Below are 14,598 nucleotides of genomic sequence, written 5' to 3'. Positions count from 1 at the left end.
CGGAGTCGCCAGGGATCAGGCGAGAGGTCAGGCGGACCGGCCCTCCGTCAGCATGCGCGTCAGCACCGCCCGCTGCAGCGGGCGCACCTGGGTGTGCAGGTCGCGCCCCTTTGCGGTCAGCGCGACGCGCACCCCGCGCCGGTCCTCCACGCACATTCCTCGCTCGACCAGGCCGTCCTTCTCCAGGCGGCCGATGAGCCGCGACAGGGCGCTCTGGCTGAGATGGACCCGCCCGGCGATCTCCTGCACACGGTACGAGCAGCCGCCGTCCTCGGCCGCGCCCTCCGCGAGTATGTCGAGGACCTCGAAGTCACTGGCGCCCAGGCCGTACTGATGGAGTTCGCGGTCGAGTTCGCACATGGTGCGTGCGTGCACGGCGAGTATGTCCCGCCACTGATCCACGAGCCCCAGCTCGGCCTTCTTCGCCGCCATGACCGCACCGTAGCAGAACAGAGGCGTTTGTTGCATCGGAATTAAATGCACTTGCATCAGATGCATGTGCATGTACTGTGCTGCGTATGACCTCTCCGCTCACAGCTTCCGCGGCGCAGGAGCGCTGGACCCCACGCCTGTGGGGAACCCTGCTGGTGCTCTGCGCCGCGATGTTCCTGGACGCCCTCGACGTCTCGATGGTCGGCGTCGCTCTGCCGTCCATCGGCTCCGAACTCGATCTGTCCACCTCGACCCTCCAGTGGATCGTCAGCGGCTACATCCTGGGGTACGGCGGACTGCTCCTCCTCGGCGGACGCACCGCCGACCTGCTGGGACGGCGCCGCGTCTTCCTCGTCGCGCTGGGCGTCTTCGCACTGGCCTCGCTGCTCGGCGGGCTCGTCGACTCCGGTCCGCTGCTGATCGCCAGCCGGTTCATCAAGGGCCTGAGCGCCGCTTTCACGGCGCCCGCGGGACTGTCGATCATCACCACCACCTTCGCCGAGGGCCCGGTGCGCAACCGCGCCCTCTCCATCTACACGACCTGCGCCGCGACCGGCTTCTCCATGGGCCTCGTCCTGTCCGGTCTGCTCACCGAGGCGAGCTGGCGCCTGACCATGCTGCTGCCCGCCCCCATCGCGGTCCTCGCCCTGCTGGCCGGGCTCAGGCTGATCCCGCACAGCGAGCGCGAGGAGAAGCACGGCGGCTACGACGTCCCGGGCGCCATCGTCGGCACGGCGTCGATGCTGCTGCTCGTGTTCACCGTCGTCCAGGCGCCGGAGGCGGGCTGGGCGTCCGCCCGCACCCTGCTCTCGTTCCTCGCCGTCGCCGTGCTCCTCGCGCTCTTCGTGTCGATCGAGCGGCGCAGCGCAAGCCCGCTGATCCGGCTCGGGGTGCTGCGCTCGGGCAGCCAGATCAGGGCGCAGCTGGGCGCGATGGCCTTCTTCGGCTCGTACGTCGGGTTCCAGTTCCTGGTCACGCTGTACATGCAGTCGCTGCTCGGCTGGTCGGCGCTGCAGACCGCGCTGGCCTTCCTGCCGGCCGGGGCGCTGGTCGCGCTGTCGGCGACGAAGATCGGCGCGGTGGTCGACCGGTTCGGCACCCCACGGGTCATCGCCACCGGCTTCACCCTGCTGGTCGTCGGGTACGCCCTCTTCCTGCGGATCAGCCTGACGCCGCAGTACGCCGCGGTGATCCTGCCGTCGATGCTGCTGCTCGGCGCGGCGTGCGCGCTGGTCTTCCCCTCGCTCAACATCCAGGCGACCAACGGCGTGCACGACGACGAGCAGGGCATGGTGTCCGGACTGCTCAACACCTCGGTCCAGGTGGGCGGCGCGATCTTCCTCGCCGTGGTGACGGCCGTGGTGGCGGCGAACGGCCACGGGGGCTCATCTCCGCAGGCCGTACTGGACAGCTTCCGCCCGGGCCTGGTGGTCGTGACCGCGATCGCGCTCGGCGGACTGCTGATCACGCTCACGGGGCTCCGTGTACGGCGCTCGCAGCAGACGGTGCTCGTCGCGACGTCCGTACAGGAGGGGAACTTTGAGCGGGAGGAGCGGGAGGCGGCGGAGGAACGCGTCCCCGTCCGCGACTGACATCCACGGGCAGACCGCCCGTCACCGGCACACCGTCATCCACCAGCACGCGCGCGTGCCCGGCGCTCAACGTCCCTGTGCGCCAGGCACGCGCGCGTGCCCGTCTGCCGCACATGCCGTACATGGCGTAACTGCCGTACGTGCCGTGTGGTCAGCCCAGCCACCCGGGCCGTACCAGACCCGACTCATAGGCCAATACGACGAGTTGGGCGCGATCCCGGGCGCCCAGCTTGACCATGGTGCGGCTGACGTGGGTCTTGGCGGTGAGCGGGCTGACAACGAGACGACGGGCGATCTCCTCGTTCGACAGGCCGATGCCGACCAGCGCCATCACCTCCCGTTCGCGCTCGGTGAGCGGGGACAGCGACTCGGCGGCGGCGGGTTCCTTGGAACGGGCCGCGAACTCCCCGATCAGCCGTCGCGTCACACTCGGCGACAGCAGCGCGTCGCCGTGCACCACCGCGCGGACCGCACGCAGCAACTCCTCCGGCTCGGTGTCCTTGACCAGGAAGCCGGAGGCACCGGCCCGGATCGCCTCGAAGACGTACTCGTCCAGTTCGAACGTGGTGAGCATGACCACCTTCACCGCCGCGAGGTCCGGATCGCCGGTGATGCGGCGGGTCGACGCGAGCCCGTCGGCCAGAGGCATGCGGATGTCCATGAGGGCGACGTCGGGGCGCAGCTCGCGCACCATGCACAGCGCCTCCTCGCCGTCCGCCGCCTCCCCCGCCACCTCGATGTCCGGCTGCGCGTCGAGCAGCGCCCTGAAACCGGCCCTGACCAGTGACTGGTCGTCGGCGAGCAGTACGCGGATCACCGGTCCTCCTTGAGCGGCATCGGCAGAACGGCGGACACCCGGAAACCGCCGTCGGGGCGCCTTCCGGCTTCGATCGTGCCACCGAGCCCTGCCGCACGCTCCCGCATTCCGGCGAGGCCGTTGCCGCTTCCGCCGGCGTCCGCACCGGTGGCGGGTCCGTCGTCGTCGACGCACAGCTGAAGTGCCCGGTCCTCGTACCGTACGAGCACGCGCGCGTGCCGGGATCCCGAGTGCCGTACGACGTTCGTCAGCGCCTCCTGGACGATGCGGAAGGCGGCGAGATCCGTGCCGGGCGGCAGCGGAACGCGCCGTCCCTCCGCTGCGACGCCGACGGTGAGACCTGCGCCCGCTGCCTGCTCGACCAGTTCGGTGAGGCGATCGAGCCCCGGAGCCGGGGCGCGGGGCGCGTCTCCGGGCGTCCGCAGGGTGTCGAGGACCTGGCGCACCTCGCCCAGCGCCTCCTTGCTCGCGGCCTTGATGGTGGTCAGCGCGGTGCGGGCCTGCTCCGGGTCGGAGTCGAGCAGCGCCAGGCCCACGCCCGCCTGGACGTTGATCACGGAGATGCTGTGGGCCAGTACGTCGTGCAGCTCGCGGGCGATCCGCAGCCGCTCCTCGTCCGCCCGCCGCTTGGCGGCCAGCCGGCGCTCGGCACGCTCGCTCTCCCACTGCTCACGGCGCACTCGGGCGAGCTCGGAGATCGCCAGGACGGCCACCGTCCAGGTGAACACGGCCAGTTCCTGCCCCCATGTGGTGGGCCCGTCGTGCTCCGGGGGCAGCCAGCGGTAGAGCCAGTGCCCCACCAGCAGACGCACCGCCCACAGCATGCCGAGCGCCGTCCACGCCGCCCGGCGGTGCCCGGAGACGATCGCGCTGAAGCAGCCCACGGCCACGGCCAGGAAGATCGGCCCGTACGGATATCCGGCGCCCACATAGACCATCGCGACCGCCGCCGTACCGAAGGTCACCAGCACCGGGCGCCGCTGCCGCCAGAGCAACAGGCCCGTCGCCCCGATCAGCAGCACCAGGGCGAGGGCGTCCAGGCCGGCGCGTTCGCCTGCCTGTTCGCGCGCCGCGAAGTGGGATCCGACGAGCACGAACACGGTGAGGAGCAGCGTCGAGCGCCAGGGCCACCGCGTGCGGCGTACGTCCTCGTCCTCGCTGGCGGGGGCATGGGGGTTCCACCACGGCGGGCCCTGCCGCCACCACGCCGGTGGCCCGTTCCGGTACCACCGCGCGGGCCCGTCGCTCGCCCACGGCGGGCCGCCGGATCGCCCTGCGCGCTGCTCCTCCATGCCTGCCACGCTAGACGCCGACAGCGGCCCGGGGCGTCAGCCATGCGAGGTGATCACACGTACTCCCGCCGGAGTACCTCCGGCTCGGGTACCGCGGCCTCGCGCATCCCGAACCGCCGGTGCAGACGGCGCAGCGGCCGCTCCTCGGACGCGCTGCTCGCCTACGAGGAGGCGCGGCGGCGCGACGCCGACGCGATGGGCGCGGATCCGGGGCCCGCGCTGCGCTCACTGCATGCTGCATGCGCGAATCCTGTGTCAGGATCCGGCCCTCCTGCCACCGGATGCCGTCCCCGTCCCTTTTGCCGGAGAGCGACGAGACGCGGGGGCTCCGGAGGCCCGCCCGTGGTTCAACAGACCGACTGAATGGGCGAGCTGGGTGACGGCGTGCGCGAAGAACACCGCACGGTCCTCGACGACCCGGTGGAACTGCCCGAAGACCTCGAACCCGATCAGCCCGTACAGCTGCGCCCACGCGGCCACCAGCGCGGCAACCACCTCCGGCGGCAGGTCGGGCGCCAGGTCCGCCGTCATGCGTTCGGCCTCGGGCCGCAGTTCGGCGGGGAGCGGAGGGCGGGCGATGCCGCGGCCCTCCAGGGCGTCGCGGACGACACCGATGAGCAGCAGCCCGACGCGCGACGCGGCGGGAACGGTGGAGTCTGGCGCGGAATAGCCGGGCACGGGTGAGCCGTAGATGAGCGCGTACTCGTGCGGACGGGCCAGCGCCCAGGCGCGCACCGCCTCGCAGACGGCGGTCCACTGCTGCACCGGCTCGGCGTCTGCGGCCTTGGCGTGCGCCGACTCCGCCGCCTCACCGAGGGAGTCGTAGGCATCGATGATGAGGGCGGTCAGCAGATCGTCACGGCTGGGGAAGTAGCGGTAGAGGGCGGAGGACACCATTCCCAGCTCACGGGCCACGGCGCGGAGCGACAGCCTGGCGGCGCCTTCGGCGGCGAGCTGTCTGCGCGCCTCGTCCTTGATGGCGGCGGTGATCTCGGTACGCGCCCGGGCACGGGCCCCACGTGCGGTGCTCATGGACGGCAGTGTGCCACGTTTTCGGAGCACTGCACACGTACGAGAGCAGCGCTCACTTCCGCGAGCAGCGCTTCCTCATGAGAGCGATCCACTGATTCGAGATCGCCGAACCAAAAAGAGAGCGCCGCTCTTGCCTTGGATCACCGATCCCGTGCACACTGCTCTCAAGCGAGAGCAGTGCTCTCTAAACGGGTGGAGGTCACCATGGCACAGCAGCACTACATCAAGCCCGGCGCCTTCGAAGCAGGCATGAACCGCTTCATCGGCTGGATCGCCCGGCGCGGCATCAGCCTCCTCGGCCACGCCGAGCTGTCCGTACGCGGCCGCAAGAGCGGTGAGTGGCGCCGCGTCCCGGTCAACCCGCTGCCGTACGAGGGTGGCCCCTACCTGATCTCGGCCCGCGGCCACTCCGAGTGGGTGCGCAACATGAGGGCAGCGGGGGGCGGCCTCCTCCAGGTCGGCCGCCGGACCCAGGAGTTCACCGCGGTGGAGCTTCCCGACGAGGAGAAGCCCCTGATCCTCCGCACCTATCTGAAGAAGTGGGGCTGGGAGGTCGGCCGCTTCTTCGGCGACGTCAACGCCGACTCCACCGACGAGGAACTGCTCGCGGCGGCGCACAAGCACCCCGTCTTCCGCATCACGGTCAAGAGCTGACGAGGAAGGGCCGCGGCCAACGACAGCCGAGCCGGACAGGGCCTACGCGGACGCCTACGCGGACGGGTCCAGCGCGGTCAGGGCGCGTCCTGCCATCGGATGGGTCCGCACGAGCTCGGCCAGCGAGGTCGATCCCCGGGTGATGCCCGCGAACGCCTTCCAGGCGGGCCTGAACCCGGTGATCGCCGCGTGGAACAGACCGGGCCGGCGCTCGAAGACGGTCAGCAGGCGCCTGCCGACGTTCATCTCGACGCCGAGCCCCGCCTTCACGGCGAAGGCGTAGTTGAGCGCCTGGCGCCGGGTGTCGACCGCGTCGTGCGCCTCGGCGATGCGTACCGCCCACTCCCCCGCGAGCCGCCCGGAGCGCAGTGCGAACGAGATGCCCTCACGGGTCCACGGTTCAAGGAGTCCCGCCGCGTCGCCGCACACCAGGACGCGCCCGCGGGAGAGCGGGGAGTCGTCGCTTCGGCAGCGGGTCAGATGCCCGGAGGAGATGGCGGGTTCGAAGCCGGCGAGCCCGAGGCGCGCGATGAAGTCCTCCAGGTACCGCTTCGTCGCGGCGCCCTCACCGCGCGCGGAGATGACGCCGACGGTCAGCGTGTCGTCCTTGGGGAAGACCCAGCCGTAACTCCCGGGCAGCGGCCCCCAGTCGATGAGGACGCGGCCCTTCCAGTCCTCGGCGACGGTGGGCGGAACGGGGATCTCCGCCTCGAGCCCCAGATCGACCTGGTCGAGCTTCACGCCGACATGGGCTCCTATGCGGCTGGCGCTGCCGTCTGCGCCGACGACGGCACGCGCGAACAGCGTCTCGCCGCCCTGCAGCACGACGGCGACGGTGCGCCGGTCCGGTACGGCCGGCCCGTGCTGCTCGACCCGGGACACCGTGACGCCCGTGCGCAGCTCGGCGCCCGCCTTCTGCGCGTGCTCGACCAGCTGCTGGTCGAACTCGGGGCGGTTGATCAGGCCGAACAGCATGTGCCGTGAGCGGCGGGTACGGGTGAACCTGCCGTCCAGGGAGAACGTCACCGCATGCACCCGGTCCCTGAAGGGCAGTTCGAAACCGGGCGGCAGCGCGTCGCGCGAGGGGCCGATGATGCCACCGCCGCACGTCTTGTAGCGGGGCAGCTCGGCCTTCTCCACGATCAGCACGCGGCGGCCCGCGACCGCTGCCGCATAGGCCGCGGAGGCGCCCGCGGGCCCGGCCCCGACCACCACGACGTCCCATACCTGCCGAGCGTCGTCCGCTGAGTTCTCGCCCGAGTTCTCGCTGCTCACGATGGTCTGCCGCTCCCGATCCAGCTGTCTGCCGCACTTTCCCCCGCATCCTACGGCCGACACCGCCGACAACCGCTGTGGGAGGATCGGCAATGCGTTCGCCGTACACCCAGCACGCGCGAACCACCCAGAACGAACCACACCGAATACGCACACAAATGCATGCGTGCCTGCAGACGTCGTAGATGCCTGCAGCTCCATGCACGCAATGTCGCACCTACGAGGAGCGTGCCCATGTCGCCGAATCCGATCGCCGAGACCGTCGCCGCGCTGATGCCGCGAGCGAAGGAGGAGCTCACCGAACTGGTGGCCTTCAAGTCGGTGGCGGACTTCGAGCAGTTCCCGAGGAGCGAGAGCGAGAAGGCCGCGAGCTGGGTGGCGGACGCACTGCGCGCCGAGGGCTTCCAGGACGTGGCACTGCTGGACACCCCCGACGGCACGCAGTCGGTGTACGGCTTCCTGCCCGGCCCCGAGGGCGCGCCGACCGTTCTCCTGTACGCGCACTACGACGTGCAGCCGCCGCTCGACGAGGCCGCGTGGACCACGCCGCCCTTCGTCCTGACCGAGCGGGACGGCCGCTGGTACGGACGCGGAGCCGCCGACTGCAAGGGCGGCGTGATCATGCATCTGCTGGCGCTGCGGGCGCTCAAGGCGAACGGCGGCATCCCCGTCAACGTCAAGGTGATCGCAGAGGGCTCGGAGGAGCAGGGCACGGGCGGCCTGGAGCGGTACGCCGAGGAGCACCCGGAGCTGCTGGCGGCCGACACGATCGTCATCGGCGACTCGGGCAACTTCCGCGTGGGCCTGCCCACGGTCACCTCCACGCTGCGCGGCATGACCATGGTCCGCGTCCGCGTCGACACCCTCGAAGGCAACCTGCACTCCGGCCAGTTCGGCGGCGCGGCACCCGACGCGCTGGCCGCGCTCGTGCGGGTACTGGACTCGCTGCGCGCGGCGGACGGGTCGACGACGGTCGACGGGCTCAAGGCCGACGCCTCGTGGGACGGACTGCAGTACGCGGAGGCCGACTTCCGCAAGGACGCCAAGGTGCTGGACGGCGTCGCGCTGATCGGTTCCGGCACGGTCGCCGACCGGATCTGGGCGCGGCCGGCCGTCACCGTCCTGGGCATCGACTGCCCGCCGGTCGTCGGTGCCACGCCGTCCGTGCAGGCGAGCGCGCAGGCGCTGATCAGCCTGCGCGTACCGCCGGGCGTGGACGCGGCCGAGGCGACGAAGCTGCTGCGGGCCCACATCGAGGCGCACACGCCGTGGGGTGCACGCGTGCAGACGGAGCAGATCGGCCAGGGCCAGGCGTTCCGCGCGAACACCGCCAGCCCCGCCTACAGGGCGATGGCGGAGGCGATGAGCGTCGCGTACCCGGGCGAGGAGATGCAGTACGCGGGCCAGGGCGGCTCCATTCCGCTCTGCAACACGCTGGCCGGGCTCTACCCGGAGGCGGAGATCCTGCTGATCGGCCTGAGCGAGCCGGAGGCGCAGATCCACGCGGTCAACGAGAGCGTGGCGCCGGAGGAGCTGGAGCGGCTGTCGGTCGCGGAGGCGCTGTTCCTGCGCAACTACGCGGCGAGTTGAGATGAACGGCGGGTCCGCGTGAGGGCACGGCGAGGCGACTTGCCGATGGGGCCCCTCGGCAGCCGGGGCCCTCGCGGCCGCGGGCGTCCCTCGGCAGCGCCCGCGGTCCCGCGGCGCGCAAGGGGTCGCCCCGACCGCCCCGCGCGTCAGCGTCAGCCCACCGGCACCCCGGCCTCCAAGTAGAGGGCGGCGCCGCGTTCCCGCGCCCGCAGGGCCCAGCGCAGTCGCTCATAGCGGACGGGCGGCAGGAGTGAAGCCGCTTCCTCTTCGGTGACGAACCGCCAGTCACGCAGTTCGGGGCCCGGCAGGAGCACCTGCCGGGCCTCTTCGCTGTCGAGTCGGCCGCCGTCGTAGAGCAGTCGGAGCCCGCCGTACCCGGGCGGGGCGGGCGGCTCCCAGTCCACGACCAGCAGTCGCGGCACCTCCTGCAGCCGGATGCCGGTCTCTTCGGCGACCTCGCGCATGCCCGCGCGCGCGGGCGCCTCACCGGATTCCACGACGCCTCCGGGGAACTCCCAACCGGGCTTGTACGTGGGGTCGACGAGCAGCACACGGTCCTCCTCGTCGAAGAGCAGTACGCCCGATGCCACGGTCTCGGCGGTCGGCTCGGGGGTCTGCACGATGTCGCAGACGGGCGCGTCCCCGGTGCGCACGGCATCGGCTATGCGGACTGCGGTTTCGTACGGGGTGAGCGGGCCGTTGTCGACGAGATGCGCGTCGGAGGTGAGCCAGGAGCCGAGCGCCGCCTGGTACGGCTCGATGTGGTCGTAGGACCACTGGCGTATGCGTATCTCGCCGTCGGGTATGTCGGGCGGTACGTCACGGCTGGCTATGCGCGTACGAAGGATCGTTTCGGCCGGTGAGAGCAGCACATGGCGCACCGGAATCCTGCGGGAGGCGAGCCCGCCGAAGATCTCGTCGCGGTACTCCTGGCGCAGCAGGGTCATGGGGACCACGAGGACCCCGCCCAGTTCGGCGAGCAGCGCCGCCGCCGTGTCGACGACGAGCCGCCGCCAGATCGGCAGATCCTGGAAGTCGGTGACCTCGGCGAGGCGTTTGGGCGGCAGGAGATACGACAGTTCCCCGCCGATGAGCTCGGGGTCGAAGAGCGTGCTGTTCGGGATCAGGTCGATCAGTTCCCGTGCGGTGGTGGTCTTTCCCGCACCGAACGCGCCGTTGATCCAGACGATCACGTTTCCCCCTCTTCTGTTGGCCCCCTGTGGCTTGCCCGCTCAACCCTGCCACGGAAACCAGCGCCTGATGAGGACTGCGGGGCCGCGCGATCACTTCCCGGATCCGGCCGGTAGCTGAGTGTTCCCGAAGCCGGTCGTTGGCCTTAGGCTTGCTCCATGTTCCCGAGCCCACAGCCTTCTGGTTCCGTGCGGTCTGCCGCCGCGGTGAACGAGCAGATCCGCGAGTTGTGGCTGCGCGCAGGCGGCACGCTGTCCGCCGAGGAGCGCGTGGAGTACGAACAGTTGGTCGTCGAATGGGCCGCAGCCGTCCGCGTGAGGGTCGGCGAGGCCGCGTAGCCGCGCCCGGATCGCGTGCGGCCATGAGCGGTCTGGGCTTCGTCGCGCTGGGCATGGTGCTCATCGCAGCGGGGGCTTTCTGGAGGGGACGCGCCGTCCGCCCCTTGTCCCGCAGACGGGCCCGTGAGGCGCTGGCACGCGACTACCGGAAGCATCTACTCCGTTCCGCCGACATGGCGATCTCGGCGGCACGCCGCCAGGCCGCTCGCGGCGAGCCGGTCATCGTCCGCATCGACGACGTGATCGGCGTCGCGACCCGCCACTTCGGTCACGCCTCCGTACCGCGCGAACAGGCGGCCGCCGCGCTCCGCCGGCGCTACGAGGCGGGAGGCTGTCGCCGGGACTGCATGACGGACGCCTTCGACTGACGGCCGCCGGGTTCCTCGCGCCCGGACCTCGCCTGCTGCACTTCAGTGCCGGGCAGCAGGCGCGTGCGTGTTCTCGCAGGTGGTGAATCGGTCAGCCCGTTCACCCGGGCCGGAGCGCCTCAGCCGCCGACCCCTGCACAGCCGCCCCGGCCCTCGAGCCGAGGACCGCCGCGGCCGCGCCCACCAGACCGGCGTCGGTGCCCATCAGCGCGGGCACCACCGTCAGCTGCTGTACGAACGAGAGGGTCGCGTAGTCCCGAAGGGCCTTGCGGAGGGGATCGAGGAGGAGTTCGCCGGACTTCGCCACTCCGCCGCCGATCACCGCGATGTCGATCTCGACGAGGGTGGCGGTGGCGGCGATTCCGGCGGCCAGTGCCTGGGCCGCGCGCTCGAACGACGCGAGGGCCACCGGATCACCGGTGCGCGCGGCCTCGGCCACGGCGGCGGCCGAGGTGTCGCCGTCGGGACCGGGCCGCCAGCCCGACTCCAGCGCCCGCCGTGCGATGTTCGGGCCGCTCGCGATCCGCTCCACGCAACCGCGCGCCCCGCAAGGACAGGGATCACCGTCGAGATCCACGCTGATGTGCCCGATGTGGCCCGCATTGCCCGTCGGGCCGGAGTGGAGTCTGCCGCCGAGGATGAGGCCTCCGCCGACCCCGGTGGAGACGACCATGCAGAGCGCGTTGTCGTGACCGCGGGCGGCACCCTGCCAGTGCTCGGCGGCAGCGATGGCGACCCCGTCCCCGACGAGTTCGACGGGCAGTCCGCCGGCAGCCGCCCGCACCCTTTCGACGAGCGGAAAACCGCGCCAGCCCGGGACGTTGACGGGACTCACCGTGCCGGCGGAGGCGTCGACCGGGCCCGCGCTGCCGATGCCCACGGCCCCTGCCCGGGCCCACAGCGGGGAGGCCGTGAGCTCGCCGAACACCTCTGCCACGGCCCGCATCACCGTCTCGCCGTCCTCCTGCGCCGGCGTCGGGCGCTGCGCGCGCACAAGGATCCGGCCGTCGCCGTCCACCAGGGCTCCGGCGATCTTGGTTCCGCCGATGTCGAGGGCGGCGGCGAGGTCGGTCTGCATCTGTGTGAGGTCTCCTGTGAAGGACGGGGAGCAGAGAGTGAACGATATGCGGCGACGGATAGTCTCTACCGCTTCTGACAACGTTGTCCAGGGCCTATGCTCGTCGGCACATCTTTGTGCGGCACACCATCGTGCAGGATGCATCCGACCGCAGTACGCATCCCCGCGTACGACACCCATCCCCGCATACGACATACCCGTGCTCCTCGTGGACGACAGGACAGGACAGCGCAGACGTGGCCCACACCGCCCGACGACCCGACAGCCGCTACGGCTCCCGTCCGACCATGAAGGACGTCGCCGCGCGCGCCGGAGTCGGTCTGAAGACGGTCTCGCGTGTGGTCAACGGCGAGCCGGGCGTCACGCCCGACACCGAACGCCGCGTCCAGGAGGCGATCAACGCGCTGGGCTTCCGGCGCAACGACAGCGCGCGCGTCCTGCGCAAGGGCCGTACCGCCAGCATCGGCCTCGTCCTGGAGGACCTCGCCGACCCGTTCTACGGCCCGCTCAGCCGCGCCGTCGAGGAGGTCGCCCGGGCCCACGGCGCGCTGCTCGTCAACGGTTCGAGCGCCGAGGACCCGGACCGCGAGCAAGAGCTGGCCCTGGCTCTGTGCGCGCGCCGCGTCGACGGGCTGGTGGTCATCCCGGCAGGCGACGACCACCGCTATCTCGAGCCCGAGATCAAGGCGGGCGTCGCCATCGTGTTCGTGGACCGGCCCGCGGGGAAGATCGACGCGGATGCCGTGCTCTCCGACAACTTCGGCGGCGCGCGGAACGGCGTCGCCCACCTCATCGCACACGGACACCGTCGGATCGGCTTCATCGGCGACCGTCCGGGCATCCACACCGCGGCCGAGCGGCTGCGCGGCTACCACGCGGCCATGGCGGACGCGGGGATCCCGGTCGAGGACACCTGGATATCGCTGGGTGCCACCGATCCGCAGCGGGTCCGGCTCGCCGCCGACGAGATGCTCGACGGCCCGGAGCCGGTGACCGCGGTCTTCGCGGGCAACAACCGCGTCACGGTGACGGTGGTGCGCGTACTCTCCGAACGGCCCCGTCCGGTGGCCCTCGTCGGTTTCGACGACTTCGAGCTCGCCGATCTGCTGCAGCCGGGCGTGACCGTCGTGGCGCAGGACCCCGCGCAGCTCGGGCGGACGGCCGCGGAGCGGTTGTTCCAGCAGCTGGACGGTGTGCTCCTCGCCCCCGAGCGCACCGTGCTCCCGACCCGGCTGGTAGCACGCGGCTCGGGCGAACTGCCGCCGGCCGGCTGATCGCTGACGCCAGGTCGGCGCCCGCGCGGCCGCACCGGCAGGGGTACTACCGGCCGGACTCCGTCAGATCGCCGCGCCGCGGCGCCGCGTACCCCTCCAGATCGGCGCGGGTCAGACCGGTCAGCCGGGCCACCTCGTCGGTGTCGAGGGCGCCGCAATCCAGACCGCGCAGCAGATACCCGCTGAGGGCCTTGGCCGTCGCGGGTTCGTCCATGACGTCCCCGCCCGCCCGGTTGGCGTACGCGGCGAGGCGCGCCGCGGCCTGCGCGAAACCCTCCCGGTAGAAGGCGAACACGGCGGCGTAGCGAGTCGGAATGTGGCCCGGGTGCATGTCCCAGCCCTGGTAGTAGGCGCGGGCCAGGGCGCGGCGGGTGAGGCCGTAGTGCAGCCGCCAGGCGTCGTGGACCTTCTCGGTCGGGCCGACCGGCAGCAGGTTGGTGGAGCCGTCCGAGACGCGGACGCCGGTGCCCGCGGCTGCGACCTGCATGATCGCCTTGGCGTGGTCGGCGGCCGGGTGGTCGCTGGCCTGGTAGGCGGCGCTGACGCCGAGGCACGCGCTGTAGTCGAAGGTGCCGTAGTGCAGGCCGGTGGCGCGGCCCTCGGCGGCGTCGATCATCCGGGCGACGGTGGCGGTCCCGTCGGGGGCGAGGATGGCCTGGCTGGTCTCGATCTGTATCTCGAAGCCGATCCGGCCGGGCTCCAGGCCGCGGGCCTTCTCGAACTCCTCCAGCAGCCGGACCATGGCGGTGACCTGCTCGGGGTACGTCACCTTGGGCAGCGTCAGGACGAGCCCGTCGGGCAGGCCGCCGGCCTCCATCAGGCCGGTGAGAAAGATGTCGAGCGTGCGGATGCCGCGGTCGCGCACGGCGGCCTCCATGCACTTCATGCGGATGCCCATGTACGGCGCTGCGGTGCCGTTCTCATACGCGTCGGCGACCAGCCGTGCCGCGCGGGCGGCATCCTCGTCCTCCTCCGTACCGGGGCGCGGCCCGTAGCCGTCCTCGAAGTCGATGCGCAGGTCCTCGATGGGCTCGCACTGGAGCTTGGCGCGGACGCGGTCGTACACGGGGACGGCGAGCTCGTCGCTCAGACCGAGGACTGCGGCGAACGCGGCGGCGTCCGGGGCATGTTCGTCGAGGGCCTTCAGCGCCTGGTCGCCCCAGGAGCGGATGGTGTCGGCGGCGAAGACGTCAGCGGGCACGTAGACCGTGTGGACGGGCTGGCGGGTGCCGGGGTCGCCGGGGTAGCGGCGCTGCAGCTCCGCATCCACCGGGGCGAGGGAGGCGCTGATCGCCTCGCTGACCGCGCCGGCGAGGCTCGTGGCCACCTTCTCCTGCTGCCCCATGTCCACACCCTCCGTCGACACTTTTCCGAGTCACGGAATCAACAATCCGTAGAGCGAAGCTATCCAGGGCACTTCCCGCTGGTCAACACCATCTTCCGCTCGTCCGGACGGGCTGAGCGAGTGGGCCACAGGCCCGGCATGCGACGAGGCCCCCGCGACCGACGAACGCGGTCGCAGGGGCCTCGCGAGGTCCGAACTGATCAGCCCTTGCGGGTGTTGATCTCCTCGGTCAGCTGCGGGACGACCTCGAAGAGGTCGCCGACCACGCCGTAGTCGACCAGGTCGAAGATCGGGGCCTCGGCGTCCTTGTTGATCGCCAC

At 71.5% G+C, this 14,598-nt stretch carries 15 protein-coding genes and 1 pseudogene; 7 read left to right on the top strand and 9 right to left on the bottom strand.

All coding sequences use genetic code 11. From position 1 onward, the window contains the following. Positions 1-27: 27 nt before the first annotated feature. On the bottom strand, positions 28-432 hold the full coding sequence (locus ACWD4J_RS32680) for a MarR family winged helix-turn-helix transcriptional regulator (protein WP_451399091.1): 405 nt from the start codon (positions 430-432) through the stop codon (positions 28-30). An 86-nt stretch (positions 433-518) separates the two neighbouring features. Here ACWD4J_RS32680 and ACWD4J_RS32675 point away from each other — a divergent pair, with 86 nt between their 5' ends. After that, the gene (locus ACWD4J_RS32675; RefSeq protein ID WP_451399090.1) at positions 519-2,024 is read left to right on the top strand and encodes an MFS transporter; all 1,506 of its coding nucleotides are present in this window, start codon (positions 519-521) and stop codon (positions 2,022-2,024) included. Between the two features lie 151 nt (positions 2,025-2,175). Here ACWD4J_RS32675 and ACWD4J_RS32670 read toward each other — a convergent pair whose 3' ends face one another. Then, entirely contained in the window at positions 2,176-2,841 is a 666-nt protein-coding gene (locus tag ACWD4J_RS32670; protein WP_451399089.1) for a response regulator, read from the bottom strand. Continuing rightward, a complete protein-coding gene (locus tag ACWD4J_RS32665) occupies positions 2,838-4,133 on the bottom strand; it encodes a sensor histidine kinase (protein ID WP_451399088.1) in 1,296 nt (431 codons plus the stop codon). Before ACWD4J_RS32665 ends, ACWD4J_RS32670 begins: the two co-directional genes overlap by 4 nt. 42 nt (positions 4,134-4,175) lie before the next feature. Between ACWD4J_RS32665 and ACWD4J_RS32660 the strand changes: the two genes are divergently transcribed. Then, a complete protein-coding gene (locus tag ACWD4J_RS32660; RefSeq protein WP_451399087.1) occupies positions 4,176-4,496 on the top strand; it encodes a BTAD domain-containing putative transcriptional regulator in 321 nt (106 codons plus the stop codon). On the opposite strand, the gene ACWD4J_RS32655 is transcribed toward ACWD4J_RS32660, so the two are convergent. Beyond that, complete coding sequence (locus tag ACWD4J_RS32655) at positions 4,389-5,165, bottom strand: TetR/AcrR family transcriptional regulator (RefSeq protein WP_451399086.1); 777 nt, start codon at positions 5,163-5,165, stop codon at positions 4,389-4,391. The genes ACWD4J_RS32660 and ACWD4J_RS32655 overlap by 108 nt on opposite strands. Positions 5,166-5,369: 204 nt before the next feature. On the opposite strand from ACWD4J_RS32655, the gene ACWD4J_RS32650 reads away from it, so the two are divergent. Then, the gene (locus ACWD4J_RS32650) at positions 5,370-5,819 is read left to right on the top strand and encodes a nitroreductase family deazaflavin-dependent oxidoreductase (protein ID WP_451399085.1); all 450 of its coding nucleotides are present in this window, start codon (positions 5,370-5,372) and stop codon (positions 5,817-5,819) included. A 54-nt stretch (positions 5,820-5,873) separates the two neighbouring features. On the opposite strand, the gene ACWD4J_RS32645 is transcribed toward ACWD4J_RS32650, so the two are convergent. Further along, positions 5,874-7,094: a geranylgeranyl reductase family protein gene (locus ACWD4J_RS32645; protein WP_451399084.1), complete on the bottom strand. Its 1,221-nt coding sequence runs from the start codon at positions 7,092-7,094 to the stop codon at positions 5,874-5,876. Positions 7,095-7,328: 234 nt separating this feature from the next. Between ACWD4J_RS32645 and ACWD4J_RS32640 the strand changes: the two genes are divergently transcribed. Beyond that, positions 7,329-8,684, top strand: a complete 1,356-nt coding sequence (locus ACWD4J_RS32640) for a M20/M25/M40 family metallo-hydrolase (RefSeq protein WP_451399083.1) — start codon at positions 7,329-7,331, stop codon at positions 8,682-8,684. A 152-nt stretch (positions 8,685-8,836) separates the two neighbouring features. Here ACWD4J_RS32640 and ACWD4J_RS32635 read toward each other — a convergent pair whose 3' ends face one another. Further along, complete coding sequence (locus ACWD4J_RS32635) at positions 8,837-9,877, bottom strand: NUDIX hydrolase (RefSeq protein WP_451399082.1); 1,041 nt, start codon at positions 9,875-9,877, stop codon at positions 8,837-8,839. Between the two features lie 156 nt (positions 9,878-10,033). Here ACWD4J_RS32635 and ACWD4J_RS32630 point away from each other — a divergent pair, with 156 nt between their 5' ends. Next, a complete protein-coding gene (locus ACWD4J_RS32630; protein ID WP_451399081.1) occupies positions 10,034-10,213 on the top strand; it encodes a hypothetical protein in 180 nt (59 codons plus the stop codon). 23 nt (positions 10,214-10,236) lie between these two features. Beyond that, positions 10,237-10,581, top strand: coding sequence for a hypothetical protein (locus ACWD4J_RS32625; RefSeq protein ID WP_451399080.1), 345 nt, complete (start codon positions 10,237-10,239; stop codon positions 10,579-10,581). Positions 10,582-10,681: 100 nt separating this feature from the next. On the opposite strand, the gene ACWD4J_RS32620 is transcribed toward ACWD4J_RS32625, so the two are convergent. Continuing rightward, positions 10,682-11,659: an ROK family protein gene (locus tag ACWD4J_RS32620; RefSeq protein WP_451399079.1), complete on the bottom strand. Its 978-nt coding sequence runs from the start codon at positions 11,657-11,659 to the stop codon at positions 10,682-10,684. A 236-nt stretch (positions 11,660-11,895) separates the two neighbouring features. Between ACWD4J_RS32620 and ACWD4J_RS32615 the strand changes: the two genes are divergently transcribed. After that, positions 11,896-12,933 (top strand): LacI family DNA-binding transcriptional regulator, encoded by a 1,038-nt coding sequence (locus ACWD4J_RS32615; RefSeq protein WP_451399078.1) that lies wholly within the window; start codon positions 11,896-11,898, stop codon positions 12,931-12,933. 46 nt (positions 12,934-12,979) lie between these two features. On the opposite strand, the gene ACWD4J_RS32610 is transcribed toward ACWD4J_RS32615, so the two are convergent. Together ACWD4J_RS32610 and ACWD4J_RS32605 are read right to left on the bottom strand one after the other, a co-directional pair. Next, the gene (locus ACWD4J_RS32610; protein WP_451399077.1) at positions 12,980-14,278 is read right to left on the bottom strand and encodes a DUF6986 family protein; all 1,299 of its coding nucleotides are present in this window, start codon (positions 14,276-14,278) and stop codon (positions 12,980-12,982) included. A 200-nt stretch (positions 14,279-14,478) separates the two neighbouring features. Beyond that, a pseudogene (locus ACWD4J_RS32605) lies at positions 14,479-14,598 on the bottom strand (electron transfer flavoprotein subunit alpha/FixB family protein); the annotation flags it as partial.

Source organism: Streptomyces sp. NPDC002577 (assembly GCF_053594815.1).
The sequence above is the reverse complement of the archived record's forward strand: the minus strand, read 5'-3'. Positions and strand labels throughout refer to the sequence as shown.

Bases quoted from the DNA above. Each gene is read 5' to 3' on its own strand.
- ACWD4J_RS32680 (WP_451399091.1), bottom strand. From the start codon at position 432: ATGGCGGCGAAGAAGGCCGAGCTGGGGCTCGTGGATCAGTGGCGGGAC.
- ACWD4J_RS32675 (WP_451399090.1), top strand. From the start codon at position 519: ATGACCTCTCCGCTCACAGCTTCCGCGGCGCAGGAGCGCTGGACCCCA.
- ACWD4J_RS32665 (WP_451399088.1), bottom strand. From the start codon at position 4,133: ATGGAGGAGCAGCGCGCAGGGCGATCCGGCGGCCCGCCGTGGGCGAGC.
- ACWD4J_RS32660 (WP_451399087.1), top strand. From the start codon at position 4,176: ATGCGAGGTGATCACACGTACTCCCGCCGGAGTACCTCCGGCTCGGGT.
- ACWD4J_RS32655 (WP_451399086.1), bottom strand. From the start codon at position 5,165: ATGAGCACCGCACGTGGGGCCCGTGCCCGGGCGCGTACCGAGATCACC.
- ACWD4J_RS32650 (WP_451399085.1), top strand. From the start codon at position 5,370: ATGGCACAGCAGCACTACATCAAGCCCGGCGCCTTCGAAGCAGGCATG.
- ACWD4J_RS32640 (WP_451399083.1), top strand. From the start codon at position 7,329: ATGTCGCCGAATCCGATCGCCGAGACCGTCGCCGCGCTGATGCCGCGA.
- ACWD4J_RS32630 (WP_451399081.1), top strand. From the start codon at position 10,034: ATGTTCCCGAGCCCACAGCCTTCTGGTTCCGTGCGGTCTGCCGCCGCG.
- ACWD4J_RS32625 (WP_451399080.1), top strand. From the start codon at position 10,237: ATGAGCGGTCTGGGCTTCGTCGCGCTGGGCATGGTGCTCATCGCAGCG.
- ACWD4J_RS32620 (WP_451399079.1), bottom strand. From the start codon at position 11,659: ATGCAGACCGACCTCGCCGCCGCCCTCGACATCGGCGGAACCAAGATC.
- ACWD4J_RS32610 (WP_451399077.1), bottom strand. From the start codon at position 14,278: ATGGGGCAGCAGGAGAAGGTGGCCACGAGCCTCGCCGGCGCGGTCAGC.